This is a genomic window from Streptomyces sp. NPDC050674, assembly GCF_040654575.1.
GTDB lineage: Bacteria > Actinomycetota > Actinomycetes > Streptomycetales > Streptomycetaceae > Streptomyces.
In genome coordinates this window covers 15,536-42,095 of sequence record NZ_JBFAIG010000002.1, presented here as the reverse complement: position 1 = coordinate 42,095, position 26,560 = coordinate 15,536, and the positions used below count along the sequence as shown (strand labels likewise).

General features: G+C 71.4%; 23 protein-coding genes and 1 pseudogene. 16 read left to right on the top strand and 8 right to left on the bottom strand.

Translation table 11 applies throughout. The features are described from left to right. Positions 1 to 37: 37 nt before the first annotated feature. Positions 38 to 193: pseudogene (locus AB0I06_RS03500) on the top strand (type II toxin-antitoxin system RelE/ParE family toxin); the annotation flags it as partial. On the opposite strand, the gene ychF reads toward AB0I06_RS03500, so the two are convergent. Then, positions 183 to 1,271, bottom strand: coding sequence for a redox-regulated ATPase YchF (gene ychF / locus AB0I06_RS03495; protein WP_363117066.1), 1,089 nt, complete (start codon positions 1,269 to 1,271; stop codon positions 183 to 185). The pseudogene AB0I06_RS03500 and the gene ychF sit on opposite strands and share 11 nt — an antisense overlap. 285 nt (positions 1,272 to 1,556) lie before the next feature. Here ychF and AB0I06_RS03490 point away from each other — a divergent pair, with 285 nt between their 5' ends. Beyond that, on the top strand, positions 1,557 to 2,078 hold the full coding sequence (locus tag AB0I06_RS03490) for a DUF6542 domain-containing protein (protein WP_363117065.1): 522 nt from the start codon (positions 1,557 to 1,559) through the stop codon (positions 2,076 to 2,078). A 295-nt stretch (positions 2,079 to 2,373) separates the two neighbouring features. On the opposite strand, the gene ppgK is transcribed toward AB0I06_RS03490, so the two are convergent. Both ppgK and AB0I06_RS03480 read right to left on the bottom strand, forming a co-directional pair. Then, the gene (ppgK, locus tag AB0I06_RS03485) at positions 2,374 to 3,120 is read right to left on the bottom strand and encodes a polyphosphate--glucose phosphotransferase (RefSeq protein WP_363117064.1); all 747 of its coding nucleotides are present in this window, start codon (positions 3,118 to 3,120) and stop codon (positions 2,374 to 2,376) included. 79 nt (positions 3,121 to 3,199) lie between these two features. Further along, on the bottom strand, positions 3,200 to 4,225 hold the full coding sequence (locus AB0I06_RS03480) for a 4-hydroxy-3-methylbut-2-enyl diphosphate reductase (RefSeq protein WP_363117063.1): 1,026 nt from the start codon (positions 4,223 to 4,225) through the stop codon (positions 3,200 to 3,202). 102 nt (positions 4,226 to 4,327) lie between these two features. Here AB0I06_RS03480 and AB0I06_RS03475 point away from each other — a divergent pair, with 102 nt between their 5' ends. From AB0I06_RS03475 to AB0I06_RS03460, 4 genes are all read left to right on the top strand, one after another. After that, positions 4,328 to 5,704: an APC family permease gene (locus AB0I06_RS03475; protein ID WP_363117062.1), complete on the top strand. Its 1,377-nt coding sequence runs from the start codon at positions 4,328 to 4,330 to the stop codon at positions 5,702 to 5,704. A 62-nt stretch (positions 5,705 to 5,766) separates the two neighbouring features. Then, positions 5,767 to 6,975: an exodeoxyribonuclease VII large subunit gene (gene xseA / locus AB0I06_RS03470; protein WP_363117061.1), complete on the top strand. Its 1,209-nt coding sequence runs from the start codon at positions 5,767 to 5,769 to the stop codon at positions 6,973 to 6,975. A gap of 9 nt (positions 6,976 to 6,984) precedes the next feature. Next, on the top strand, positions 6,985 to 7,230 hold the full coding sequence (locus tag AB0I06_RS03465; protein WP_363117060.1) for an exodeoxyribonuclease VII small subunit: 246 nt from the start codon (positions 6,985 to 6,987) through the stop codon (positions 7,228 to 7,230). Positions 7,231 to 7,353: 123 nt separating this feature from the next. Further along, positions 7,354 to 7,944 carry a malonic semialdehyde reductase gene (locus AB0I06_RS03460; protein ID WP_363117059.1) on the top strand — a complete coding sequence of 197 codons (591 nt, stop codon included), beginning with the start codon at positions 7,354 to 7,356 and terminating at the stop codon, positions 7,942 to 7,944. Positions 7,945 to 8,006: 62 nt separating this feature from the next. Here AB0I06_RS03460 and AB0I06_RS03455 read toward each other — a convergent pair whose 3' ends face one another. Further along, a complete protein-coding gene (locus AB0I06_RS03455) occupies positions 8,007 to 8,531 on the bottom strand; it encodes a DUF4245 domain-containing protein (protein ID WP_363117058.1) in 525 nt (174 codons plus the stop codon). Positions 8,532 to 8,658: 127 nt separating this feature from the next. Here AB0I06_RS03455 and glpX point away from each other — a divergent pair, with 127 nt between their 5' ends. Further along, entirely contained in the window at positions 8,659 to 9,693 is a 1,035-nt protein-coding gene (glpX, locus tag AB0I06_RS03450; RefSeq protein ID WP_363117057.1) for a class II fructose-bisphosphatase, read from the top strand. 78 nt (positions 9,694 to 9,771) lie between these two features. On the opposite strand, the gene AB0I06_RS03445 is transcribed toward glpX, so the two are convergent. Both AB0I06_RS03445 and AB0I06_RS03440 read right to left on the bottom strand, forming a co-directional pair. Then, on the bottom strand, positions 9,772 to 10,149 hold the full coding sequence (locus AB0I06_RS03445; RefSeq protein WP_031103048.1) for a WhiB family transcriptional regulator: 378 nt from the start codon (positions 10,147 to 10,149) through the stop codon (positions 9,772 to 9,774). Positions 10,150 to 10,263: 114 nt separating this feature from the next. After that, a complete protein-coding gene (locus tag AB0I06_RS03440; RefSeq protein ID WP_363117674.1) occupies positions 10,264 to 10,911 on the bottom strand; it encodes a DUF1707 domain-containing protein in 648 nt (215 codons plus the stop codon). Between the two features lie 230 nt (positions 10,912 to 11,141). Between AB0I06_RS03440 and AB0I06_RS03435 the strand changes: the two genes are divergently transcribed. From AB0I06_RS03435 to AB0I06_RS03420, 4 genes are all read left to right on the top strand, one after another. Beyond that, complete coding sequence (locus tag AB0I06_RS03435) at positions 11,142 to 12,812, top strand: fumarate hydratase (protein WP_363117056.1); 1,671 nt, start codon at positions 11,142 to 11,144, stop codon at positions 12,810 to 12,812. A gap of 77 nt (positions 12,813 to 12,889) precedes the next feature. Next, on the top strand, positions 12,890 to 14,293 hold the full coding sequence (locus AB0I06_RS03430; RefSeq protein WP_363117055.1) for a class II fumarate hydratase: 1,404 nt from the start codon (positions 12,890 to 12,892) through the stop codon (positions 14,291 to 14,293). An 82-nt stretch (positions 14,294 to 14,375) separates the two neighbouring features. Then, the gene (locus AB0I06_RS03425) at positions 14,376 to 15,068 is read left to right on the top strand and encodes a DUF402 domain-containing protein (protein WP_363117054.1); all 693 of its coding nucleotides are present in this window, start codon (positions 14,376 to 14,378) and stop codon (positions 15,066 to 15,068) included. Between the two features lie 301 nt (positions 15,069 to 15,369). Then, positions 15,370 to 17,514: a SpoIIE family protein phosphatase gene (locus AB0I06_RS03420; RefSeq protein ID WP_363117053.1), complete on the top strand. Its 2,145-nt coding sequence runs from the start codon at positions 15,370 to 15,372 to the stop codon at positions 17,512 to 17,514. 70 nt (positions 17,515 to 17,584) lie between these two features. Here AB0I06_RS03420 and AB0I06_RS03415 read toward each other — a convergent pair whose 3' ends face one another. Continuing rightward, complete coding sequence (locus AB0I06_RS03415; protein ID WP_363117052.1) at positions 17,585 to 19,873, bottom strand: transglycosylase domain-containing protein; 2,289 nt, start codon at positions 19,871 to 19,873, stop codon at positions 17,585 to 17,587. A gap of 260 nt (positions 19,874 to 20,133) precedes the next feature. Here AB0I06_RS03415 and AB0I06_RS03410 point away from each other — a divergent pair, with 260 nt between their 5' ends. The 5 genes from AB0I06_RS03410 to AB0I06_RS03390 all read left to right on the top strand — a co-directional run bounded on the left by AB0I06_RS03410 (position 20,134) and on the right by AB0I06_RS03390 (position 25,010). Further along, positions 20,134 to 21,069 (top strand): SPFH domain-containing protein, encoded by a 936-nt coding sequence (locus AB0I06_RS03410; protein WP_363117051.1) that lies wholly within the window; start codon positions 20,134 to 20,136, stop codon positions 21,067 to 21,069. Continuing rightward, on the top strand, positions 21,066 to 21,335 hold the full coding sequence (locus AB0I06_RS03405) for a hypothetical protein (RefSeq protein ID WP_298571424.1): 270 nt from the start codon (positions 21,066 to 21,068) through the stop codon (positions 21,333 to 21,335). Before AB0I06_RS03410 ends, AB0I06_RS03405 begins: the two co-directional genes overlap by 4 nt. Positions 21,336 to 21,463: 128 nt before the next feature. After that, positions 21,464 to 21,988: a PadR family transcriptional regulator gene (locus AB0I06_RS03400; RefSeq protein WP_363117050.1), complete on the top strand. Its 525-nt coding sequence runs from the start codon at positions 21,464 to 21,466 to the stop codon at positions 21,986 to 21,988. Next, entirely contained in the window at positions 21,985 to 22,674 is a 690-nt protein-coding gene (locus AB0I06_RS03395; RefSeq protein ID WP_363117049.1) for an ABC transporter ATP-binding protein, read from the top strand. Before AB0I06_RS03400 ends, AB0I06_RS03395 begins: the two co-directional genes overlap by 4 nt. Further along, a complete protein-coding gene (locus AB0I06_RS03390; RefSeq protein WP_363117048.1) occupies positions 22,671 to 25,010 on the top strand; it encodes an FtsX-like permease family protein in 2,340 nt (779 codons plus the stop codon). The genes AB0I06_RS03395 and AB0I06_RS03390 overlap by 4 nt, the downstream gene beginning before the upstream one ends. Positions 25,011 to 25,589: 579 nt before the next feature. Here the strand turns inward: AB0I06_RS03390 and AB0I06_RS03385 are convergent. After that, positions 25,590 to 26,540: a LysR substrate-binding domain-containing protein gene (locus tag AB0I06_RS03385; RefSeq protein ID WP_363117047.1), complete on the bottom strand. Its 951-nt coding sequence runs from the start codon at positions 26,538 to 26,540 to the stop codon at positions 25,590 to 25,592. Positions 26,541 to 26,560 lie beyond the last annotated feature (20 nt).

The following is a 26,560-nucleotide window of genomic DNA, read 5'->3' as shown; positions in this document are numbered from 1 at the left end:
GAAGTGACGGACGAAGTACGGCATAGGACCCCGCCCCCAGCCTGACCGCCGTCGACTGCGGGTCGGCGACTATCGAGTCGTCTACACGATCGACAACGGAGAGCTCGTGGTGTGGGTCATTCACGATGGACGAAGGGGCCGGCTCCCGGAGGAGCCGACCCCGTCTGACCTGGTTCATCCGCTCACACGTTGAAGCGGAACTCCACCACGTCCCCGTCCTGCATCACATACTCCTTGCCCTCCATGCGCGCCTTGCCCTTCGCGCGGGCCTCCGCCACCGAGCCGGTCTCCACCAGGTCGTCGAAGGAGATGACCTCCGCCTTGATGAAGCCCTTCTGGAAGTCGGTGTGGATGACACCGGCGGCCTCGGGGGCGGTGGCGCCCTTCTTGATCGTCCAGGCGCGGGATTCCTTGGGGCCGGCCGTCAGGTACGTCTGGAGCCCCAGCGTGCGGAAGCCGACGTGGGCGAGGGTCGCCAGGCCCGGCTCCTCCTGGCCGACCGACTGGAGGAGTTCCAGGGCCTCCTCCTCGTCGAGCTCGGCGAGGTCCGCCTCCAGCTTGGCGTTGAGGAAGATCGCCTCGGCGGGGGCGACCAGGGCCCGCTGCTCGTTCTTGAAGTCCTCGTCGGTCAGCTCGTCCTCGTCGACGTTGAAGACGTAGAGGAACGGCTTGGTGGTGAGCAGGTGCAGGTCGTGCAGGAGCTCGGCGCGCTCGCTGCCCTGGACGAGGCCGTGCGCGAAGAGCGTGTCGCCCTTCTCCAGGATCTCCTTGGCGTCCTCGACGGCCTTGACCTTCGGCGCGATGTCCTTCTTGATGCGCGACTCCTTCTGGAGGCGCGGCAGGACCTTCTCGATGGTCTGCAGGTCGGCGAGGATCAGCTCGGTGTTGATCGTCTCGATGTCGTCCTTGGGCGAGACCTTGCCGTCGACGTGCACGACGTTCTCGTCCTTGAAGGCCCGGATGACCTGGCAGATCGCGTCGGACTCGCGGATGTTCGCCAGGAACTTGTTGCCCAGGCCCTCGCCCTCGGAGGCGCCGCGCACGATGCCGGCGATGTCGACGAAGTCGACCGTGGCCGGAAGGACCCGCTGCGAGGAGAAGATCTCCGCCAGTTTCGTCAGGCGGGGGTCGGGGACGCCGACCACGCCGACGTTCGGCTCGATGGTGGCGAACGGGTAGTTGGCCGCCAGCACGTCGTTCTTGGTCAGGGCGTTGAACAGGGTCGACTTGCCGACATTCGGCAGACCGACGATTCCGATCGTGAGCGACACGTTGCGACTTCCCGTGAGTGGAGGGCCAGAAGGCCAGGGGACCGGCCGATCCACCAGTCTACGGCGTGTCCGGAACCGTCCCGGCGACGTATCGAACGCTTGGCCAAGCCGCGGTCCACGGCGTGTCAGAAGGCCTATTCGGCATATTGAACGACCTAAGTTGGTGCGGTGGAGCAATACAGGACGCGATCTCCCCAGTACGCACCGCGACAGGACGCACCGCGCCAGGACGGGCCGCGACCGCACGGACCGCGACGGGACCGGCCCGGGCCGCCCCGGCAGCCCGTGCCGTCCCAGGCGGGGCGCGGAGCGGGCGGCGAGCCCGTGCGCGCGGCCCGGCCGCCCCAGCCGCGGCCCCGCCCCGCGCCGGTACGGCGGCCCGCGCCCGCACCGGCGTCCGCCGCCGGCCGGCTGCCGAACCCCCGGCTGACCGGCCTGGGCAGCGGGCTGTTCTGCATGGCGGCGATGTTCCTGCTCGGCGCGCTGTGCGCGGCGCTGTTCGGCGCGTCCCTGACGGCGTACGGCGTGCTGTTCCTGCCGGTGTGCGCGCTGACCGCCCTCTGGGTGCGCCGGGGGGACCTGATGACCGCGCCCGTGGTCGTGCCGATCGCCTTCGCCGTCGGACTGGTGCCGGTGGCGGACGGGGAGGACGGGTCGAGCGGCACCCTGATGGGCCTGGTGACGGCGCTCGCCACGCAGGCCGGCTGGCTCTACGGAGGCACTCTGATCGCCGGGCTGATCGTGATCGTCCGGCGGATCCGGATGGTGCACCGGCGGCGGACGGCAGGAGCCCGCCCACCGGTCTGACACCCACCGGCACGGGACACGCCCTGGTGCCCGGCTGCCGGTCCGACACCCACCGGTGCGGGACGGGCCCTGGTGCCCGGCCGCCAGTGCGACGCCTCAGCCCCGGAAGGGCCCTGGAGCCCGCCCCCGGTCCGACACCCACCGGTGCGGGACTAGCCCCGGAGCCCGGCCGCCAGTGCGACGCCTCAGCCCCGGAAGGGCCCCGGAGCCCGGCCCCCGGTGTGACACCTCAAGTCCCGGACATGCCCCTGAGCCCGGCCGCCGCCGCCGTGCCGCCTGAAGTCCGGCGACGGCCCTAGTGGCCGGCCGCCCGCATCGCCGCGCCCACGATCCCCGCGTTGTTCTGGAGCTGCGCCGGGACGATCTCCGTCTTGAGGCCCTCGATGTAGGGCAGGAACTTGTGGGACTTGCGGCTGACGCCGCCGCCGATGATGAACAGCTCCGGCGAGAACAGCATCTCCACATGGGCGAGGTACTTGCGCACGCGGTGTGCCGCCCAGTGCTCCCACGTCATGTCGTGGTCCTCGCGGGCCTTGCTGGAGGCGCGCTTCTCCGCGTCGTGCCCGTCGAGCTCCAAGTGCCCCAGCTCGGTGTTGGGGACGAGGACGCCGTCCACGAAGACCGCGCTGCCGATGCCGGTGCCGAGGGTCAGCAGGATGACCGTGCCCCGGCGGCCCCGGCCCGCGCCGAAGTTCATCTCGGCGACGCCCGCCGCGTCCGCGTCGTTGACCACCGTCACGGGCAGTCCGCCCAGCCGCTCGCCGAGCAGCGCGCGGGCGTCGGTGTCGATCCAGCTGTCGTCGACGTTGGCCGCCGTACGGATGGTGGCTCCGTCGGTGACCACGCCCGGGAAGGTGACCCCGACCGGGCCCGTCCAGCCGAAGTGGTCGACGACCTGCTTGACGCCGTCGGCCACCCCGTCGGGCGTGGCCGGGTGCGGGGTGAGGACCTTGTGGCGCTCCTGGGCCAGGTCGCCCTTGTCCAGGTCCACCGGGGCGCCCTTGATCCCGGATCCGCCGATGTCCACTCCGAAGATCTGCATGGCTCTACGTTACGACGAACGACTGACCGTCACAGGCCGGACGGGGGTGCCGCCCGGCCTGTGCGCGAGCACTCCCCGATCACTCCCCGGAATGTTCACCGGTCCCGGCGCCGGTGCGCTCGGCGACCAGGGCCGCGGCCTCCTCGCGCAGATCGCGGCGCAGCTCCTTGGGCAGGGAGAAGGTGATGGACTCCTCGGCGGCCTTGACGATCTCGACGTCCTCGAAGCCGCGCCGGGAGAGGAACTCCAGGACCTGCTCGACCAGGATCTCCGGAACGGAGGCGCCCGAGGTGACGCCGACCGTGGTCACGCCCTCCAGCCAGGCCTCGTCGATCTCGTCGGCGAAGTCCACGAGGTAGGCCGCGCGGGCGCCCGCGATCTTGGCGACCTCGACGAGCCGCTTGGAGTTGGAGGAGTTGCGGGAGCCGACCACGATGACCAGGTCCGACTCGGCGCCCATCTGCTTCACGGCCAGCTGGCGGTTCTGCGTGGCGTAGCAGATGTCGTCGCTGGGCGGGGAGATGAGCTGCGGGAACTTGTCCTTCAGGGCGTCGACGGTCTCCATGGTCTCGTCGACGGACAGCGTGGTCTGGGAGAGCCAGACGACCTTGGACGGGTCGCGGACCTCGACCTTCGCCACGTCGCCGGGGCCGTCGACGAGCTGGATGTGGTCGGGGGCCTCGCCGGAGGTGCCGATGACCTCCTCGTGGCCCTCGTGGCCGATCAGGAGGATGTCGTAGTCGTCGTCGGCGAAGCGGACGGCTTCCTTGTGGACCTTGGTGACCAGCGGGCAGGTGGCGTCGATGGTGGCGAGGCGGCCCTGCTTGGCCTCCTCGTGGACGACGGGGGCCACGCCGTGCGCCGAGAACATCACGATGTTGCCCGGCGGGACCTCCTCCGTCCGCTCGACGAAGATCGCGCCCTTCTTCTCCAGGGTCTGCACGACGTACTTGTTGTGGACGATCTCGTGGCGGACGTACACCGGAGCGCCGTACTGCTCCAGGGCTTTCTCGACGGCGATCACGGCGCGGTCCACACCCGCGCAGTAGCCACGGGGGGCGGCGAGCAGGACACGGCGGCCAGGCGAAGCAGACATGCGTCCCATCGTAAGGCCGCGTTCGGCGGGTCAAAGATCGCGGGCGTGTGGAGTCCCCGGGAAGACTGACATCGCGCGGCGCGAGTGACGTACGGCGGGAGCGGAGGCGCGATGTCCGAGACCGGAACCCAGGCCCGTGCGGACGAGGGGGAACCCGCACTGCGGCGCAGTCTCGGCTTCCGGGACCTGGTCGTCTACGGGCTGCTGTTCATCGCGCCGATGGCGCCGGTCGGCGTGTTCGGCACGCTGGACGCCAAGTCGCACGGCGCCGTCGCGCTGGTCTACCTGGTGGCCACGATCGCGATGGCGTTCACCGCGTTCAGTTACGCCCAGATGGTCCGGGTGGTCCCCCAGGCGGGCTCGGTGTTCGCCTACGCGCGGGCGGGGCTCGGGCACGGCGCCGGGTTCGTGGCGGGCTGGATGGCGATGCTCGACTACGTCCTGATCCCGGCGGTGGCCTACCTGTTCTCCGGGGTCGCGATGAACGCGCTGGTCCCCGAGGTGTCGCGGTGGGTGTGGACGGCGCTGGCGGTGGTCGTGACGACGCTGCTGAACCTGCGGGGCGTACGGGCCGCCGCCCGGGTGGGCTTCGTGGTCCTGGCGATGGAGGTCGTGGTCCTGCTGGTCTTCGTCGTGTCGGCGGTCGTGGTGCTGGCCCGGGACGGCGCCGAGCGGGGCTGGCTGTCGCCGCTGACGGGGGACGGCACGCAGGGGGCGTTCGCGCTGTCGGCGGTGCTCGGGGCGGTGTCGGTGGCGGTGCTGTCGTATCTGGGGTTCGACGCGATCGCCTCCTTCGCGGAGGAGGTCACCGGCGGTTCGGCGAAGATCGCGCGGGCGCTGCTGTTCTGTCTGGCGCTCGCGGGTGTGCTGTTCATCGCCCAGACCTACCTCGTGGCACTCCTGGAGCCGGTGTCGTCGGCACGCCTGGCGGCGGAGCCGGGGCGGCAGGGGACGGCCTTCTACGACACGCTGGACGCCTCGGCCGGTACCTGGCTGCACGACCTGGTGGCGGTGAGCAAGGCGATCGGTGCGGCCTTCGCGGCGCTGGCCGGGCAGGCCGCGGCGGGCCGGCTGCTGTTCGCCATGGGGCGCGAGCGGCGGCTGCCGCACGCGCTGTCCCGGACGAGCAACGGGGTGCCCCGGCCGGCACTGCTGTGCGCGGCCGTGATCACCCTGGTGGCGGCGGTCTGGGCGGCCCGCCGGGACGACGGCATGGACCAGCTGGTGTCGGTGGTCGACATCGGTGCCCTGACGGCGTTCACGCTGCTGCACGCGAGCGTGGTGGGCTGGTTCGCGGTGAGGCGCCGGGGCGGCCCGGTCGTCTGGTGGCGCCACGTCCTGGCACCGGCGGCGGGGGCGGCGATCACCGTCGCCGTGATCGTGGAGGCGTCGGGAACCGCCCAGGCGGTGGGCGCGGTGTGGCTGGCGGTGGGGCTGGTGGTGCTGGCGGTGCAGGGAAGCCGGCGGGCGGTGCCGCCGCCCCCGTGAGGTGCCGGTGTCCGCAGGGCGGCTGAGCCGGGTTGTCGGTGCCGCCCACTACTCTCGCGGGCATGGCTGTGAACACGACTCCGGAAGCCCCGCTGCCCGTCGGCGAGGTGTCGCGGCTCATCGGGGGCTGGATCGACCGGCTCGGGGCGGTGTGGGTCGAGGGGCAGATCACGCAGTTGTCGCGGCGCCCGGGTGCCGGTGTGGTGTTCCTGACGCTGCGGGACCCGTCGTACGACATCTCCGTGAGCGTCACCTGCTACCGGCAGGTGTTCGACGCCGTCGCGGACGTGGTGAGCGAGGGCGCCCGGGTGGTCGTCCTGGCGAAGCCCGAGTGGTACGCCCCGCGGGGCCAGCTGTCGCTGCGGGCCGCCGAGATACGGCCGGTGGGCGTCGGGGAGCTGCTGGCCCGGCTGGAGCAGCTGAAGAAGGCCCTGGCGCGCGAGGGGCTGTTCGCGCCGGAGCGCAAGAAGCCGCTGCCGTTCCTGCCGCAGCTGGTCGGGCTGGTCTGCGGCCGGGCCTCGGCGGCCGAGCGGGACGTGCTGGAGAACGCCCGGCACCGCTGGCCCGCCGTCCGCTTCGAGGTGCGCAACGTCGCGGTGCAGGGTGTGCACGCCGTGCCGCAGGTCGTGCAGGCGGTGAAGGAGCTCGACGCGCTGGACGACGTGGACGTGATCATCGTCGCCCGGGGCGGTGGCAGCGTGGAGGACCTGCTGCCGTTCTCCGACGAGCAGTTGATCCGGACGGTCGCGCAGTGCCGTACGCCCGTGGTGTCCGCCATCGGGCACGAGCCGGACAACCCACTGCTGGACCACGTCGCGGATCTGCGCGCCTCCACCCCGACCGATGCCGCGAAGAAGGTCGTGCCGGACGTCGGCGAGGAGTACGAGCGGGTGCGGCAGCTGCGGGACCGGGCGCGGCGGTGTGTGGCGGCGATCGTGGAGCGGGAGGAGCGGGGGCTGGCGCACGCGCTGGCGCGGCCGTCGATAGAGGATCCGCACCGGATGATCGACGAGCGGGCCGACCAGGTGGCGAACCTGCTCGACCGGGGCCGGCGCTGTCTGCGGCACCAGCTGGACCGGGCCGACTCGGAGCTGACGCACACGCACGCGCGCGTGGTGGCCCTCTCCCCCGCCGCGACCCTGAAGCGCGGGTACGCCGTGTTGCAGAGGGCGGACGGGCACGCGGTCCGCGACCCCGGCGAGGTGGAGGCCGGACAGGCCCTGCGGGCCCGGGTCTCCGAGGGTGAGTTCTCCGTACGAGTGGACACATAGGGTGGGTGGATGACCAGCGAGGTTGATGAGGCACCGGGCATGAGCGAGGCGCTCGGGTACGAGCAGGCGCGGGACGAGCTGATCGAGGTCGTCCGGCGTCTGGAGGCGGGCGGTACGACGCTGGAGGAGTCCCTCGCGCTCTGGGAGCGGGGCGAGGAGCTGGCCAAGGTGTGCCGTCGCTGGCTCGACGGGGCCCGGGCGCGGCTGGACGCGGCGCTGGCGGAGGAGGCCGCGGAGGACGAGGACACGCAGTAGCCGGGACCGGGTGCGGTTCGGGGTGACGTACGACACCCTCACCTTAGTTGAACGTTGAACTTCATTCGCGTACGGTCGGAGACGTCAGCCGATCTTCCGGACCAGCCGCGAGAAAGTGCATCGATGTCCCTCGTTCTTGACCCCGCCGCCCAGGACCTGCTCTTCCGCGAGGCCCGCACCGCCAACACGTTCACCGACGAGCCGGTGACCGACGAGCAGGTGCAGGCGATCTACGACCTGGTCAAGTACGGTCCGACCGCCTTCAACCAGACCCCGCTGCGCATCACCCTGGTCCGCTCCGCCGAGGCCCGCGAGCGCCTGGTCGCGCACATGGCCGAAGGCAACCGGGCCAAGACGGCGAGCGCCCCGCTGGTGGCGATCCTCTCCGCGGACAACGAGTTCCACGAGGAGCTGCCGCACCTGTTCCCGGCCTTCCCGCAGGCCAAGGACGCCTTCTTCGCCGAGCGCCCCGCGCGTGAGAGCGCCGCCGCGATGAACGCCGCCCTGCAGGCCGCGTACTTCATCGTCGGCGTGCGCGCCGCCGGTCTCGCCGCCGGCCCGATGACCGGCTTCGACTTCGAGGGTGTCCGCAAGGAGTTCCTCGACGACGACCACACCCCGCTGATGGTCGTCAACATCGGCCGCCCGGGCCCGGACGCCTGGCACCCGCGTTCCCCGCGACTGGACTTCGACCAGGTCGTCACCACCGTCTGACCGACGGACACGACGCATGACGAAGGCCCCCGGCACACGCGCCGGGGGCCTTCGTCATGGGCTCACTTCGTCTCCAGCGCCCCTGCCATCTTCGTCAGCTGCGCGAACGACGCGGTGCCCGTCACGACCGTCGTCGCGCCCTTGGTGCCCTCCAGGACCAGCGCGTCGTACCGGCCGCCCTCGTAGCGGGTCCACGTCCGGCCGTCGATCTTCTCGGTCCTGCCGGTCTCCCGCGCGCCCTGCGTCGCCTCGTCGAGGAAGACCGGGCGCCGCTGAGTGGACTGCTCGACCGCCACGTACTCCCCCTCGGGGTCGTGGAAGCCGAGGTGCCAGGCGTCGAACTTGTCCCCCTGGAAGCGGACGGAGGTGGCCTTCCACGTGGCGGGCAGCCCTTCGGGGGCGGCCACGGGGTACGAGGCGGCACGGCGTGCCGTGAGCAGCTCGACCCGGTAGTCGACGGCCTTCACGTCGGGCGCGCTGTCGTCGTGCGGGATGAAGAGGTACACGAAGCCCGCCACCAGGACGATGACTCCCATGGAGAGGATCATGTCCCGCGCCGTCTTCTGCTTGCCGTTCTCGCCTGCCACGCCCCCTATCGTCGCAGGTCCCTGCCGCGCTCATCCGTGGGGGCCCCTGCTCATTTTGGCGACACGGAGATAGAGTCGTGCGACAACACCCTCATCCGGCCGTCGTCGTACAGAAAGGTGCGCTCCGATGACCGAGCACCATCACTTGCCGACCGAACTCGATGTGCCCTCCGAGGCCCCCGACCGCAACCTCGCCCTGGAACTGGTCCGGGTCACCGAGGCGGCGGCGATGGCCGCGGGCCGTTGGGTCGGGCGGGGTGACAAGAACGGCGCCGACGGTGCCGCGGTGCGCGCCATGCGCACCCTCGTCTCCACCGTCTCGATGAACGGCGTCGTCGTGATCGGCGAGGGCGAGAAGGACGAAGCCCCGATGCTGTTCAACGGGGAGCGCGTGGGCGACGGCACCGGGCCCGAGTGCGACATCGCCGTCGACCCGATCGACGGCACCACGCTGACCGCGAAGGGCATGACGAACGCGATCGCGGTGCTGGCCGCCGCCGAGCGCGGGTCGATGTTCGACCCGTCCGCCGTCTTCTACATGGACAAGCTCGTCACCGGTCCCGAGGCGGCCGACTTCGTCGACATCAACGCCCCGGTGTCGGTGAACATCCGCCGGGTCGCCAAGGCCAAGCGGTCCGCGCCGGAGGACGTGACGGTGGTGATCCTCGACCGCCCCCGGCACGAGGGCATCATCAAGGAGATCCGGGAGACCGGCGCGCGCATCAGGCTGATCTCCGACGGCGATGTGGCCGGCTCGATCCTGGCACTGCGGGAGGGCACCGGCGTCGACCTGCTGCTCGGCATTGGCGGTACGCCCGAGGGCATCATCTCGGCCTGCGCGGTGAAGTGCCTGGGCGGCACGATCCAGGGCAAGCTGTGGCCCAAGGACGACGAGGAGCGGCAGCGGGCGATCGACGCGGGACATGATCTCGACCGCGTGCTGACGACCGAGGACCTGGTCACCGGCGAGAACGTGTTCTTCGTGGCCACCGGCATCACCGACGGCGAGCTGCTGCGGGGGGTCCGCTACCGGGCGGAGACCGCCACGACCGACTCGATCGTCATGCGGTCGCGGTCGGGCACGGTGCGCCGGATCTCCTCCGAGCACCGGCTGAGCAAGCTGCGTGCCTACAGCGCGATCGACTTCGACAAGGGGAAGTGACCCCGGGCAGAAGCGGACCGGCACAACGAAAGGGCGTCCCCGGTGCGGTGGGGGCGCCCTTCTCGTGCCGCCGGACCGTCAGCCCGCCGCCGCTATCTGATTCGCGGGGCGGGCCGTCTTCTTCAGCTCCATGTCCCGGCGGCGGCGCCGGGCCAGGACCACGCGGCGCTCCGCCGCCGTGAGGCCGCCCCAGACGCCGTAGGGCTCGGGCTGGAGCAGGGCGTGTTCACGGCACTCGACCATCACCGGGCAGCGGGCACAGACCCGTTTCGCCGCTTCCTCCCGGGACAGCCTCGCGGCGGTCGGCTCCTTGGAGGGAGCGAAGAACAGGCCTGCCTCGTCTCGCCGGCACACCGCCTCGGTGTGCCACGGGGCGTCTTGGTCCCTGTCTCGCGCTGGCACCCGCGGGGCCGGAACGGCAGCTACCTGCACGGACGAATGCGGCGGTTGCAGCACGGTCTACTCCTGACGACGGCTTCGCGAGCGAGAGACGATGCAGCAAGGCCTACCCGCTGTACGCGCGCCTATGCACTGAGTTCCGAACCGCCGGGCACGGAGGGTTCGCGACTGTCAATGGCCCAGGTGTTTGCGCAAACCCCTGTCGACCTTGCGCTGCACCCGGTCCATGATGTCCGCGACGACCTTGCCGCGCCGGGGCCGCGCCTCGACGCTGCCCAGCACGGCCCAGCCGTCGACGTAGACGATGGGGGCCTCCGGTTCGCCCGAGTCGAGGGTGGCCACCTCGAAGCTGCCGAGGACCCCGCCGCCCATGCCGCGCAGCGACACGTTCTCCGGGACGCGGATGTCGACGCTGCCGAAGACCGCGAACGACTTGACCACCACCTGCTGGTGGTCGAAGAGGGCCTCACTGAGGTCGATCTCGACACTGCCGAAGATCGCGTACGCGTGGATGCGGCGGCCCGCGCGCCAGCGGCCCTTGCGGACGGCGCTGCTGAACACCGCGACCACGTTGTCGTCCGGGTCGATCGGGATGGCGCCGGCCGTGGGGCGCTGGGGAGCCGGTGCGTGGGAGAGGCCGGGGCCCCGGCGGTGGGCGGCGGGCAGGTCCCGGATGAAGACCTCCAGTTCGCCGACCGTCTTGGCGCGCAGCACCCCCTCGACGCGCTCGGCGTGCTCGTCCGCGGTGAGGCGGCCCTCGGCCAGGGCGTCGTGGAGGACGTCGGCGATGCGGTCGCGCTCGGCGTCCGAGGCGGGCAGCGCGGAGACGGCGGGCTCCTGCTGCTGAAGGGCCGGCTTCTGGTCCTGCTGGTGAAGGTCCACGACGGCAGCGTACCGAAACACGATAGATCGCGACACCCCCGGTTCGCGGGCCGAGTGTGACGAACTGAGCCTTACCTCACAAGCCCGCCGTCGGCGGCAGGTTCTACGCTGGTGGGCGCCCGCCAACGGAGGCGGGCCGCCGTCCGTCGAGTGAGGAATGGGCTGAGATGCCTGAGTTCGCGTACACCGATCTGCTCCCCCAGGGAGAGGACACCACCCCCTACCGGCTGGTGACCTCCGAGGGTGTCTCCACGGTCGAGGGGCCGGACGGGCGCACCTTCCTCCAGGTGGAGCCGGAGGCGCTGCGCAAGCTCGCCGAGGAGGCCATCCACGACATCCAGCACTACCTGCGCCCGGCCCACCTCGCGCAGCTGCGCCGGATCATCGACGACCCCGAGGCGTCGGGCAACGACAAGTTCGTGGCGCTGGACCTGCTGAAGAACGCCAACATCGCGGCGGCCGGCGTGCTGCCCATGTGCCAGGACACCGGCACGGCGATCGTCATGGGCAAGCGCGGCCAGAACGTGCTGACGCGCGGCCGCGACGAGGAGGCCCTGAGCCGCGGCATCTACGACGCGTACCAGAACCTCAACCTGCGCTACTCGCAGATGGCTCCGCTCACCATGTGGGAGGAGAAGAACACCGGCTCCAACCTCCCCGCGCAGATCGAGCTGTACGCGGCCGACGGCGGCGCCTACAAGTTCCTGTTCATGGCCAAGGGCGGCGGCTCGGCCAACAAGTCGTTCCTGTACCAGGAGACGAAGGCCGTCCTGAACGAGTCCTCCATGATGAAGTTCCTGGAGGAGAAGATCCGTTCGCTCGGTACGGCGGCCTGCCCGCCCTACCACCTCGCGATCGTGGTCGGCGGCACGTCCGCCGAGTACGCGCTGAAGACGGCCAAGTACGCCTCCGCGCACTACCTGGACGAGATCCCCGCCGAGGGCTCCGAGCTCGGGCACGGCTTCCGGGACAAGGAGCTGGAGCAGAAGGTCTTCGAGCTGACGCAGAAGATCGGCATCGGCGCGCAGTTCGGCGGCAAGTACTTCTGCCACGACGTGCGCGTGGTGCGCCTGCCCCGGCACGGCGCGTCCTGCCCGGTGGCGATCGCGGTGTCCTGCTCCGCCGACCGCCAGGCCGTCGCGAAGATCACCGCCGAGGGCGTCTTCCTCGAGCAGCTGGAGACGGACCCGGCGCGCTTCCTGCCGGAGACGACGGACGAGCAGCTCGACGCCGACGGCGACGTGGTCAGGATCGACCTCAACCAGCCGATGGACGACATCCTGGCCGAGCTGACCAAGTACCCGGTGAAGACCCGCCTGTCCCTGACCGGCCCGCTGGTCGTGGCGCGCGACATCGCCCACGCCAAGATCAAGGAGCGGCTGGACGCGGGCGAGGAGATGCCGCAGTACCTGAAGGACCACCCGGTGTACTACGCGGGCCCCGCCAAGACGCCCGAGGGCTACGCGTCGGGCTCCTTCGGCCCGACCACGGCCGGCCGGATGGACTCCTACGTGGAGCAGTTCCAGGCGGCGGGCGGCTCCAAGGTGATGCTCGCCAAGGGCAACCGCAGCAAGCAGGTCACCGACGCGTGCGACACCCACGGCGGCTTCTACCTGGGCTCCATCGGCGGCCCGGCCGCGCGCCTGGCGCAGGACTGCATCAAGAAGGTCGAGGTCGTCGAGTACGAGGAGCTCGGCATGGAGGCCGTCTGGAAGATCGAGGTCGAGGACTTCCCGGCCTTCATCGTGGTCGACGACAAGGGCAACGACTTCTTCCAGGACCCGGCACCGGCCCCGACGTTCACGTCCATTCCGGTACGGGGTCCCGGACTCGCCTGACACCGGCGGTGACGATTCGCCTCCACGGGGAACAGTGGTCGCGGCGCTGACGCTGTGACACGTGGAGGTGATCGTCGATGACCGACGAGCAGGACAGGACCGAGTACCGCACCGAGCACGACTCCATGGGCGAGGTGCGGGTGCCCGCCCACGCCAAGTGGCGCGCCCAGACCCAGCGGGCGGTGGAGAACTTCCCGGTCTCCGGACAGCGCATCGAGCGCGCGCACATCGAGGCGCTGGCCCGGATCAAGGGCGCGGCGGCCAAGGTCAACGCCGAGCTGGGAGTTCTGGACAAGGACATCGCCCAGGCGATCCAGGAGGCGGCCGGAGAGGTCGCGGAGGGCAGGTGGGACGAGCACTTCCCGGTGGACGTGTTCCAGACCGGGTCGGGGACCTCGTCCAACATGAACACCAACGAGGTCATCGCCACCCTGGCCAGTGAGCGGCTCGGGCGCCCGGTGCACCCGAACGACCACGTCAACGCCTCCCAGTCGTCCAACGACGTCTTCCCCTCGTCCCTCCACATCGCCGCCACCGCCGCGGTGACGCGCGACCTCGTCCCGGCCCTGGACCATCTCGCCGCCTCCCTGGAGCGCAAGGCCGAGGAGTTCGCCGACGTGGTCAAGTCCGGGCGGACGCACCTCATGGACGCGACGCCCGTGACGCTGGGCCAGGAGTTCGGCGGGTACGCCGCCCAGGTGCGGTACGGCATCGAGCGTCTGGAGGCCTCGCTCCCCCGGCTCGCCGAGCTGCCGCTCGGCGGTACGGCCGTCGGCACCGGCATCAACACCCCGCCGGGTTTCTCCGCCGCAGTGATCGAGGAGGTCGCCCGCGCCACCGGGCTGCCCCTCACCGAGGCCCGCAACCACTTCGAGGCACAGGGCGCCCGGGACGGCGTCGTCGAGACCAGCGGGCAGCTGCGGACCATCGCGGTCGGGCTGACGAAGATCGCCAACGACCTGCGCTGGATGTCCTCCGGGCCGCGCACGGGTCTCGCCGAGATCGCCCTGCCCGACCTCCAGCCCGGTTCCTCGATCATGCCGGGCAAGGTGAACCCGGTCGTCCCGGAGGCCGTGCTGATGGTCGCCGCGCAGGTCGTGGGCAACGACGCCACCGTCGCGACCGCGGGCGCCGCCGGCAACTTCGAGCTCAACGTGATGCTGCCCGTCATCGCGAAGAACGTGCTGGAGTCGATCCGGCTGCTCGCCAACGCGACACGGCTGCTGGCCGACCGGACCGTGGACGGCATCACCGCGAACCGCGAGCGGGCCCGGGAGTACGCCGAGTCCTCCCCCTCGGTCGTCACGCCGCTCAACAAGTACATCGGCTACGAGGAGGCCGCGAAGGTCGCCAAGAAGGCGCTGGCCGAGCGCAAGACGATCCGTCAGGTCGTCCTGGACGGCGGGTACGTGGAGCGCGGGGACCTGACCTCCGAGCAGCTCGACGAGGCGCTGGATGTCCTGCGGATGACGCACCCGTGACAACAGGGGCGGACGTGTGCCCGGCGCGTGAACCGTGACACGCGCCGCAGCGTCGTATGCCTACGGCACCTAATATCTGTTCATGGCGGACGGTGGAGCGATGAGACGCGTGGAAACGGGTGGTGCGGCAGGGTTCTGGGCTCCGGGAAGCCGGATCCTGTGGCGCTACCGGGAGAACGGCGGCACGCGCGTGCACATCGCGCGTCCCGTCACCGTCGTCCGGGACGACGCCGACCTGCTCGCGGTCTGGCTGGCCCCCGGCACCGAGTGCGTCAAACCGGTGCTCGCCGACGGCACGCCGGTGCACCTGGAACCGCTTCCGTCGCGCTACACCAAACCGCGTACCGTGGTGCGCGACCGGTGGTTCGGCACGGGCGTGCTGAAGCTGGCACGGCCCGGCGAGCCCTGGTCGGTGTGGCTGTTCTGGGAGCCGGGCTGGCAGTTCAAGAACTGGTACGTGAACCTGGAGGAGCCGCTGGCCCGTTGGGCGGGCGGCGTGGACTCCGTCGACCACTTCCTGGACATCTCCGTCCATCCCGACCGCAGTTGGCACTGGCGTGACGAGGACGAGTTCGCCCAGGCCCGGCGGGACGGCCTGATGGACGACCAACAGGCCGAAAAGGTACGGGCTGCCGGGCGGGAGGCGGTACGGGTGATCCGTGACTGGGGGCCGCCGTTCTCGGAACGCTGGCAGCGCTGGCGCCCGGATCCGTCCTGGGGGGTACCGTCACTGCCGGAGGACTGGGATCGTACGCCCGCGCATGTGTCCACATGAGACCCTTGATGCGCCCCCGGGCAAGAAACGTAGGATCGTCCTCCGCAAGGGCGCGCGGCGGCAACTACCGGAGCACGCGCTGGGCTTGACCGATCGTCACCGAGGGGCGGCAGGACGTGAGCGAGGGGTACGAGGGCAACACCGGCAGGGCCTGCGCCGCAGGCCCCGCGGGCCGCGGCCGGTCTGCCGGTGGCACAGGAACAACCTCTGACCACGCGGGAATTCCGTTCCTGGGGCATGTATTGCGGGTATCGGAGTTTCGGCGGGACCAACTGCGCGCGCGGCGCGCAGCCCCGGACGGATGGATGCGACACGCGTGACGGAGCAGCCGACCTCGTTCGAACGCCCCCAGCCGGGCGTCGACCCCGTGGATCCCCGCGGGGCGTTCGTGCACACCCCGACACCGGCGCGAGCGCCGGGCGCGGGCACCTTACCGGTACAGGGCCGCCCCGGCGGCGACGTCACCGTTCCGGTCACGACGGCACACAGCACGCCGGGCACGTCGGAGCCGGGCACCTCCACGCCGTTCGGCAAGGGCAAGGACACCGTGAGCGACCCCGCCTCCGAGCACTCCCAGCCGGGTGCCGAGCAGACCGCCGAGCGCGAGACGCCTCGGCCGCGCCCCGCCCCCGAGGGCATTCCGGTCCAGCCGGCCGACGGACAGGACCGTCCGCCGGTGGACGCCGACGGGGCCGAGCGCCGCAGCGGGCAGAGCCTGCCGCCGGGCCGGCCCACGCCGATGCGGCGGGACGGCGACCGGCTCAGGTTCGTGGGGGCCGCCACCCGGCGGATCGCCCGCGGCATCGACCTCGACGAGATCGTGATGGGGCTGTGCCGGGCCACCGTGCCCACCTTCTCCGACGCGATCCTGGTGTATCTGCGTGACCCGCTGCCCGTCGGCGACGAGCGGCCCATGGGCCCGCTGGTGCTGCGGCTGCGCCGCACCGACCGGATACCGGCGGAGCGGGACACGGAGAACGGCTTCCTGCCGGCCGCGCAGCCCGAGCCGAGCGAGCTGGAGTCGGTCGGCGCCGAGCTGTGCGAGGTGCGGCCGGGCAGCGCGCTCGCCGAGGTGTTGCGGGGCGTGCGCCCGGTGTTCACCGACGCCCCCGCGGCCCGCGCCGCCCTGCCCGAACTGCTCGGCGAGGGCGGAGAGTTCGCCGTGCCGGACGGGCAGCGTGCCATTCTCGCGCCGCTGCGCGGCCGGCGCCGGGTGATCGGTGCCGCGCTGTTCCTGCGCCGCCCCGAGCGCATCGCCTTCGAGCCGGACGACCTGCTCGTGGCCGCCCAGCTCGCCACGCACAGCGCCCTCGGCATCGACAAGGCCGTGCTGTACGGCCGCGAGGCCTACATCGCGGACGAGTTGCAGCGCACCATGCTGCCCGAGACGCTGCCCCGGCCGACGGGCGTGCGGCTGGCCTCCCGCTACCTGCCGGCGGCGGAGACGGCCCGGGTCGGCGGCGACTGGTACGACGCGATCCCGCTGCCGGGCAGCCGGGTCGCCCTGGTCGTCGGTGACGTGATGGGCCACTCGATGACCTCGGCGGCGATCATGGGCCAGCTGCGCACCACGGCCCAGACCCTCGCCGGTCTGGATCTGCCGCCGCAGGAGGTCCTGCACCACCTCGACGAACAGGCCCAGCGCCTGGGCGTGGACCGCATGGCGACCTGTCTCTACGCCGTGTACGACCCGGTATCGCACCGCATCACCATCGCCAACGCCGGTCATCCGCCGCCCGTCCTGCTGCACCTGGGCGGCCGTGCCGAGGTGCTGCGCGTGCCCGCCGGCGCCCCGATCGGGGTCGGCGGCGTGGACTTCGAGGCGGTGGAGCTGGACGCGCCCGCCGGAGCGACCCTGCTGCTGTACACCGACGGCCTGGTCGAGTCCCGGCTGCGTGACGTGTGGACGGGCATCGAGCAGCTGCGCGAGAAGCTCGCCGCGGTCGCGCAGCTCACCGGGCCGGACCATCCGCCGCCCCTGGAAGCGCTGTGCGACGAGGTGCTCGACATGCTCGGCCCGGGCGACCGGGACGACGACATCGCGCTGCTCGCCGCCCGCTTCGACGGGATCGCGCCCAGCGATGTGGCGTACTGGTTCCTGGAGCCGGAGGACGCCGCCCCGGGCCGGGCCCGTCGGCTGGCCCGGCGCGCGTTGCAGCGCTGGGGCCTGGAGGAGCTCAGCGACTCCGTCGAGCTGCTGGTCAGCGAGGTCGTGACCAACGCCGTGCGGTACGCGTCGAGGCCGGTGACCCTGCGGCTGCTGCGCACCGACGTGCTGCGCTGCGAGGTCGGCGACGACGTGCCCCAGCTGCCGCGGCTGCGCCAGGCCCGCGCCACCGACGAGGGCGGGCGCGGGCTGTACCTGGTGAACCGGCTGGCCAGGCGCTGGGGCGCGACCCGGCTGAGCACGGGCAAGGTGGTCTGGTTCGAGCTGAACCGCGGCTGACCCGCCCAGCGACATGCCGAAGGGCGCCCGGTGTCCACCGGGCGCCCTTCTCGTGCCTGCTGTCCGCCTGTTATCCGTCGTCGCGCGGTTTGAGCGGGTCCAGCGGGTCACGGCCGTCGCCCGGCGGTGTCGTCGGCGGGGCCGTGGGCGGGCTGGCGGTGGGCGATGTCGTCGACGGGCTCGGCGGCGGGGACGACGACGGCTTCTCCGACGTGGGCGGCGGGGACGACGACGGCTCCTTCGTCGTCGGCTCCTGGGAGGGCTCCTCGGTCGGCGTCCGCGAAGGCGTCGGCGTCCACGTCGGCTGGACGGCGGCGCCCTGCTCGGTGTCCAGGTCGAACTTGCTGACCTCGCCCATCACACCGAAGGTGTACGCCGCCCAGATCTGCGCCGGGAAGTCACCGCCGTTGATGCGGGGCTCGCCGGCCGCCTTGTACATCGGGACCTGGGCGTGGGTCTTGGCGTCCTCACCGAACAGGCCCACCGAGGTGACCAGCTTCGGCGTGTAGCCGGTGAACCAGGCCGACTTGTTGTTGTCGGACGTACCCGTCTTGCCCGCGACCTGCTGCCCGTCGCGCTGGGGGTTTCTCCGTACGGACTTCTGGGCGGTGCCGTCGTCGACCACGCCGGTCAGCACCGAGGTGACCGAGTCGGCGGCCTCACGGCTGATGACCTGGTCGCCGACCGCGTCCGGGATGGTGACCGTGCGGCTGTTGTGCTCGACGGACTTCAGGAGCGTGGGCGTGACCTTCCGGCCGTGGTTGTCGAGGGTGGCGTAGACGCCGGCCATCTGGAGCGGGCTCGCGCCCATGGTGCCCAGGGTCTGCGCGGGCACCGCCTGGAGCCCCTTGGTGTCCATGCCGAGCTCGCCCGCGACCTTCATCACCTCGGGCATGCCGACGTCGACGCCCATCTGCGCGAAGACCGAGTTGATGGACTTGTTCATCGCCGTCTGGACGGTGACCTTCCCGTAGTCGGTGTCGTCCTCGTTCTCCGGGGCGAACCCCACCTTGGCGCCGTTGTCCACCACGGGCCGCTTGCTCGTGCCGTCGTAGACCGTGTTCGCCCGGATCGGGGTGCCGTCCTGGGTCTTGGCCTGCCCCTCCAGGGCGGCGGCGAGAATCACCGGCTTGAAGGTGGAGGCGGGCTGGTAGTCGGTGCGGGTGGCGTTGTTGACGTAGTGCTTGAGGTAGTCCCGGCCGCCGTACATGGCGACCACGGCACCGGTCTTCGGGTTCACGGACGCGGCGCCGGCCTGGACGTCCCCGTCGACCTTGCGCTTGGCCGGGTCGAGCTTGCTGTCCAGCTGTTGCCGGACGGACTTCTCCAGCGCCGCCTGCTTCTTCTTGTCGATGTTGAGCGTGACGGTCCAGCCGCCCTGGTCGACCATGGCCTCCGCCTGCTTGGCGTCCTCGGCGGTGCCCTGGGCGACGAGCTGCTTCTCCAGCGCCGCGTTGGCGGCCTTCACCAGGTAGCCGGTCTGGCCTCCCAGGCTCGGGTCGGCCTTCGGCTCCTCGGGGACCGGGAACGTCAGGCCCTGGCGCTCGGACTCGCTGAGCCAGCCCTGCTTGACCATGTTGTCCAGGACGTAGTTCCAGCGGGCTTTCACCAGCTTCTTACCGGTGTCGGACGCGATGGCCCAGTCGTACTGGTTCGGTGCCTGGAGGAGCGCCGCGAGGTAGGCGCCCTTCGCGACCGAGAGGTCCTTGGCGTCCTCGCGGTAGTAGGCCTGGGCGGCGGCCTGGATGCCGTAGGCGCCCCGGCCGTAGTAGCTGGTGTTGATGTAGCCGGCCAGGATGTAGTCCTTGGACTTCTCCCGGTCCAGCTTCAGCGAGATGACCAGTTCCTTCAGCTTGCGCGAGACGGTCTGTTCCTGCGTCAGGTAGTAGTTCTTGACGTACTGCTGGGTGATCGTGGATCCGCCCTGCGCGCCCTTGCCGGTGACCGTGTTGAGCAGACCGCGGGCCGTGCCCTTGAGGTCGACGCCGGCGTCCTTGTAGAAGGTCTTGTTCTCGGCGGCGACGAACGTCTTCTGGACGGGCTTGGGGACCTCGGCCAGATCCACGATCTCGCGGTTGCGGTCGCCGGTACGGCCCAGCAGGGAGCCGTCGCTGTACTTGTAGACGTTGCTCTGCCACTTGGCGTCGGCGTTCCCCTTCGGGATGTCGATCACCATGTACAGCACGATGAAGGCACCCATGCCCAGCAGGCACAGGCCCAGGAAGGTGCCGAGGATCTTCTTCCAGGTGAAGAGCCTGCGTATGCCGCCCTTGCCGGCCGCCCCCGACGAACGGCGGCCCTTGGGTGCCGCCCGGCGCCCACCGCGCTGTCGGGCGCGTCTCTCTTCCGCTCGTCCCATCGGTCCGATCCGCTCCGCTTCGTTCATGTGTGCTCACACGTCACACAGGTTCGCCGCTCAGGTCAGCTCAGAAAGCTAACACCGGGAGATAAGAGATAGGGCTGCCGATCCGGTCCTTTACGGACGTGACAATCAGCACCCATCCCAACGGAACCGACGTACGAGACACGCGCAGGGTTGCCAGAACGCGGAAAAGTGATATCACTTAGCTAGACAGAAGCTATGCGGAAGTAGCTTCTCAGGAGAACGGGGGACCACCCATGTCCACTCACGACACGCAGGTCACCGCCGACGTGCCCGAGATGCCGGCGCCTCGCGTGCGGGAATTCGCCGCGCACAGCATCGGCGGCGGCCTCGCCCTGCTGCTGGGCCTGGTCGGGCTGCTGGCCGGCGCCGGGCTGATCGCGCTCGCCACCTCGGTGGACCCGGCCGGCGCGCAGGCCGGGCTGATCATCGGCGGCATCCTGGTGGCGCTGGCGGCGTTCCTCGCCATGTGCGGGCTGAACATGGTGGCGCCGGGCGAGGCCCGGGTGGTCCAGCTCTTCGGCCGGTACCGGGGCACCATCCGGCAGGACGGTCTGCGCTGGGTGAACCCCTTCACCTCGCGCACCAAGATCTCGACCCGGGTACGCAACCACGAGACGGCCGTCCTGAAGGTCAACGACGCCTACGGCAACCCCATCGAGCTCGCCGCGGTCGTGGTGTGGCGCGTCGAGGACACCGCCCAGGCCACCTTCGAGGTCGACGACTACATCGAGTTCGTCTCCACCCAGACCGAGGCGGCCGTGCGGCACATCGCCATCGAGTACCCCTACGACGCCCACGAGGAGGACGGCCTCTCGCTGCGCGGCAACGCCGAGGAAATCACCGAGAAGCTCGCCGTGGAACTGCACGCGCGCGTGGAGGCGGCCGGTGTGCAGATCATCGAGTCCCGCTTCACGCACCTCGCCTACGCCCCCGAGATCGCCTCGGCGATGCTCCAGCGCCAGCAGGCCGGAGCGGTGGTCGCGGCGCGGCGGCAGATCGTGGACGGCGCGGTGGGCATGGTGGAGGCCGCGATCGCCCGCATCACCGAGCGGGACATCGTGGAACTGGACTCCGAGCGGAAGGCGGCGATGGTCTCCAACCTCATGGTCGTGCTGTGCGGTGACCGTGCCGCGCAGCCGGTCCTCAACACCGGGTCCCTCTACCAGTGACGGTCCCTGACGAAGGTCCGGGCCCCCAGCGCCGGCCGCAGCAGCAGCGCAAGCAGGTGCTGCTGCGGCTGGACCCGGCGGTGTACGAGGCGCTCGCGCGGTGGGCCGGGGACGAGCTGCGGTCCGCCAACGCGCAGATCGAGTTCCTGCTGCGCAGGGCGCTGGCCGAGGCGGGGCGGCTGCCGCGGGAGACCGGGCCGCTGCCCCGCAGGGGGCGTCCGCCCGGGTCGCCCGGGGGCTCTCCCCCGGGCCCGCCGCCCACCTGAGCGGACCGGCGCAACGGCTGTTGCGGAACCGTGACAACAGGCCCCGACCTGCACGGCCGTACCGCCCGCCATGAACTGAACACCCGACGTATACACAGGGCGTATACACGGTGTGTAGAGTCATCGGCATGTCCATCGGTCACACTCTCCTGGGGCTCCTGGAGTCCGGCCCGCGTCACGGTTACGACCTGAAGCGGGCCTTCGACGAGAAGTTCGGTCACGACCGGCCGCTCCACTACGGCCAGGTCTACTCGACGATGTCCCGTCTGCTGAAGAACGGTCTCGTCGAAGTCGACGGCATCGAGGCGGGCGGCGGGCCCGAGCGCAAGCGGTACGCGATCACCGAGGCCGGCATCACCGACGTCGAGCGCTGGCTCGCCACGCCGGAGAAGCCGGAGCCGTACCTCCAGTCGACCCTCTACACCAAGGTCGTCCTCGCGCTGCTCACCCACCGCGACGCCGGTGACATCCTCGACACCCAGCGCTCGGAGCACCTGCGCAGCATGCGGATCCTCACCGACCGCAAGCGCAAGGGCGACCTGGCCGACCAGCTCATCTGCGACCACGCGCTGTTCCACCTGGAGGCGGACCTGCGCTGGCTGGAGCTGACCGCGGCACGTCTGGACAAGCTCCGTGAGGCGGTGGCCCGGTGACGATTCCCGCTGGTTCGCTCCTCACCGCCCAGGACCTGCGCAAGTCCTACGGGCCGACGACCGCCCTCGACGGCGCCGAGTTCTCCATCCACCCCGGCGAGGTCGTCGCCGTGATGGGCCCGTCCGGCTCGGGCAAGTCGACGCTGCTGCACTGCCTCGCCGGGATCGTCATGCCCGACTCGGGCTCGATCAGGTACGACGGGCGTGAGGTGACCGCGATGAGCGACGCCGAGCGCAGTGCGCTGCGGCGCTCGGAGTTCGGGTTCGTGTTCCAGTTCGGGCAGCTCGTGCCGGAACTGACCTGCGTGGAGAACGTCGCGCTCCCGTTGCGGCTGAACGGGTCGTCCCGCAAGGACGCCGAACGGACCGCGCTGGCCTGGATGGAACGGCTGGAGGTCGACGACCTGCGCAAGAAGCGGCCCGGCGAGGTGTCCGGCGGTCAGGGGCAGCGGGTCGCCGTCGCACGCTCGCTGGTGACGAACCCGCGGGTGGTCTTCGCCGACGAACCGACCGGTGCGCTCGACTCGTTCAACGGCGAGCGCGTGATGGAGCTGCTCACCGACGCCGCCCGGTCCGCCAGCACGGCCGTGGTGCTCGTCACGCACGAGGCGCGGGTGGCCGCGTACTCCGACCGCGAGATCGTCGTACGGGACGGCAAGTCCCGTGACATGGAGCGCGTCGTATGAGCCTCGGGCAGTGGGGCCGGGACCTGGCCATGGGCACCCGGTTCGCGTTCGCCGGCGGACGCGAGGGGTGGACCCGGGCGCTGCTCACGGCCGTGGGCGTCGGTCTCGGAGTGGCGCTGCTGCTGCTCACCACCGCCGTCCCGAACGCGCTCGCGGAGCGGGACCGGCGCGAGGAGGCGCGCAGCGACCACACGTTCGGCCAGCAGGAGATACCGAAGGCCGACGACACCCTGATCATTCTGGACGCGGACACCACGTTCCGGGACCTGGACGTGCGCGGCCGGTTGCTGGAGCCGGAGGGCCCGCGGGCTCCGCTGCCCCCGGGGGTCGCGAAGTTCCCGGCGGCGGGCGAGATGGTCGTCTCCCCGGCACTGAAGGAACTGCTCGCCTCCGACGACGGCAAGCTGCTGCGGGAGCGGCTGAACTACCGGATCTCGGGCACCATCGGCGAGCAGGGGCTGGTCGGCTCACAGGAACTCGCCTATTTCGCGGGCGGCACGGGGCTCGCGAAGGTGCTGGAGGGTCCCGCCGGCGGGGCCCGGATCGACCGCTTCGGCAACGACGACCTGGGGTCGTCCGAGGCCTGGGACCCGGTGCTGCTCCTGCTGGTCCTGGTCGTCTTCGTGGTGCTGCTGATGCCGGTCGCCGTGTTCATCGCCGCGGCCGTGCGCTTCGGCGGCGAACGGCGCGACCGCCGGCTGGCGGCGCTGCGACTGGTCGGCTCCGACAGCCGGATGACCCGGCGGATCGCCGCCGGCGAGGCACTCGCCGGTTCCGTGCTGGGGCTCGTCCTCGGCACCGGGTTCTTCCTGCTCGGACGTCAACTGGCGGCCTCCGTCGAGGTGTTCCGCGTCAGCGTGTTCCCGAGCTATCTGAACCCCTCGCCCGTGCTGGCCGTCCTGGTCGCACTGGCGGTGCCGGCGGCCGCGGTCCTGGTGACGATCCTCGCCCTGCGCGGGGTGGTCATCGAGCCGCTCGGCGTGGTGCGCACGGCCAAGCCGGCGCGGCGCCGGCTGTGGTGGCGGCTGCTGCTGCCGCTGGGCGGGCTCGCGCTGCTCTCCCCGATGATCGGGCAGGGCGACGACGGCGGGACCTTCAACCAGTACCTCGTCGTCGGCGGCGTGATGCTCCTGCTGGTGGGCGTCACGGCCCTGCTCCCCTGGGTGGTCGAGACGGTCGTGGCCCGGCTGGGCCGGGGTGGGGTCGCCTGGCAACTGGCCGTGCGCAGACTCCAGTTGAGCAGTGGTGCGGCCGCCCGGCTGGTCAACGGCATCGCCGTGGCGGTGGCCGGGGCGATCGCCCTGCAGATGCTGTTCGCCGGAGTGGAGGGCACCTACACCACGGCATCGCGGTACGACGTCTCCCGGGCCCAGATGAGCGTGGACGTGCCGGACGGTTCCGACGCCGCGGCCGTCGCCGGGAAGTACCGCGACACCGAGGGCGTGCGCAAGGTCACCGCGCTGTCCGACGCCTATCTGCGCGACCGGGGCCAGGAGGACTCCTTCATCCAGATCACCATCGCCGACTGCGCGTCGCTGCGCGAGGTGGCCACGCTCCCCTCCTGCCGCGACGGGGACGTCTTCGCGGTCAAGGGCTCGCGGTACGACAGCGACAGTGACCACCTGTCCGAGCCGGGCACGGCTCTGCGGGCCGAGCCGGACCGCGACGGCGCCCGCTCGGACGGCCACGCGGTCTCCTGGACCGTGCCGGAGGACATCCGTCCGGCCCGGTCCCGCGAGGACCCCACCGGGAACGAGCGCGGCGGCATCCTGATCACGCCCGGCGCGCTGCCCGCGAAGCTCGCGGCGGTCGCCTCCACCCGGCTCTTCGTGAGCGTGGACCCGTCGGTGCCGGACGCCTACGACCACGTGCGCAACACGGCCGCGCGGTTCGACCCCACGGTCCAGCCCATGACCTGGCACAGCATCGAGAGCAACGAGCGCTACGCCACCATCCGCACCGGCCTGTCCGTCGGCTCCGCCTGCGTGCTGGCGCTGATCGGGGCGAGTCTGCTGGTCTCGCAGCTGGAGCAGTTGCGCGAACGCCGCAGGCTGCTGTCGGCCCTGGTCGCCTTCGGCACCCGGCGCCGCACCCTCAGCCTTTCGGTGCTGTGGCAGACGGCCATCCCGATCGGGCTGGGCCTGCTGCTCGCCGCGACGGTGGGCATCGCCCTGGGCGCGGTCCTGCTGCGGATGACCAACACGTCGGTCCGCGTGGACTGGCCGAGCGTGCTGTCGATGACCGGCATCGGCGCGGGCGTCGTACTCGTGGTGACGCTGCTGAGCCTGCCGCCGCTGCTGAGGCTGATGCGGCCGGACGGCCTGCGCACCGAGTAGCGCTGTCGCGCACAGCCCGTACGGGTCGTCAGCGCCCTGGTCCGACACCCGCACGGGTGTCGCGTCCCGGCCCGGCACCCGTACGGGCCGCCAGGCGTCCTGGTCCGGCACCCGTACGGGCCGCCAGGCTTCCTGGCCCGGCGCCCACACGAGCCGCCTGCGTCCCCGCGCGGCACCCGTATGGGCGGTCAGCGCCCTGGTCCCACACCCCTACCGGCCGTCCGGCGGCCTGGACGGGCACCCGTACAGGCCGTCAAGCGCCGCGCTCAAGCAGCCGTACGAGCCGCCAGGCGTACCGGTCCCACACCCGCACGAGCCGCCGGCGTCCCCGCGCGGCACCCGTATGGGCGGTCAGCGCCCTGGTCCCACACCCCTACGGGCCGTCCGGCGGCCTGGACGGGCACCCGTACAGGCCGTCAAGCGCCGCGCTCAAGCAGCCGTACGAGCCGCCAGGCGTACCGGTCCCACACCCGCACGAGCCGCCGGCGTCCCCGCGCGGCACCCATACGGACCGTCGGCGTCGCGCCCAAGCACCCGTACTGGCCGCCAGGCGTCCCGGCCCGGCGCCCGTACGAACCGTCAGGCGTGCCGGTCCAGTACCCGTACGGGCAGGGGTCGCAGGGCATGCCGGAGGGCGGCCGCCAGTTCCTCGTACTCCGCGCCGCGCGCGGCCCCCGCCCGCATCGCCAGGGCGATCCGGCGGGCGGGGGCCGGGTCGGCGAAGTACCCGGTGAGGAGCTGGTTGCTGCGGGAGGTCTCGACCTTGACGGCGGTGCGCGGCAGCAGGGTGACTCCGAGCCCGCCCGCCACGAGCTGCACCAGCGTGGACAGCCCGGCGGCGGTCGTGGTGACCGGCACGTCGTCGCGGCCGGCCTCCCGGCAGATGTCGAGGGCCTGGTCGCGCAGGCAGTGCCCCTCGTCGAGGAGCAGCAGGTTCAGCTCGCGCAGGGCGTCCCGCGCAATGCCCTCCCGCCCCCCGAGCCGGTGGTCGAGCGGGGTGACGAGCACGAAGTCCTCGTCGAAGAGCGGTAGTTCGACCACGCCCGGGACCCCGAGCGGCACGGCGAGCAGCAGCAGATCGAGCCGTCCGGCGGCGAGGCCGTCGAGCAGGTTGGCGGTCTGCTCCTCGTGCACCTGGAGGTCGAGCTGCGGATACCGCTCGTGGACGAGCCGCAGCACCGTCGGCAGCAGATAGGGGGCGACCGTCGGGATCACCCCGAGCCGCAGCACCCCGGTGAAAGGTGCCCGGACCGCCTCGGCCTCCTCGATGAGGGCACCCATCTCCGCCAGCACCGCCTTGGCCCGTACGGCGATCCGCTCACCCTCGGGCGAGAGCAGCACCTTGCGCGTCGTACGCTCGAGGAGCGTCACTCCGAGTGTCTCCTCCAGGGCCGACACGGCGCCCGAGAGGGCGGGCTGGCTCATGCCGATCGCCGCGGCCGCGTCCCGGAAGTGAAGGTGTTCCGCCACCGCCGCGAAGGCCCGGAGCTGGGCCAGGCTGGGCTGCCTGCGCTTGTTACCGACCGTCACTGATAACTACCTCCGATCAA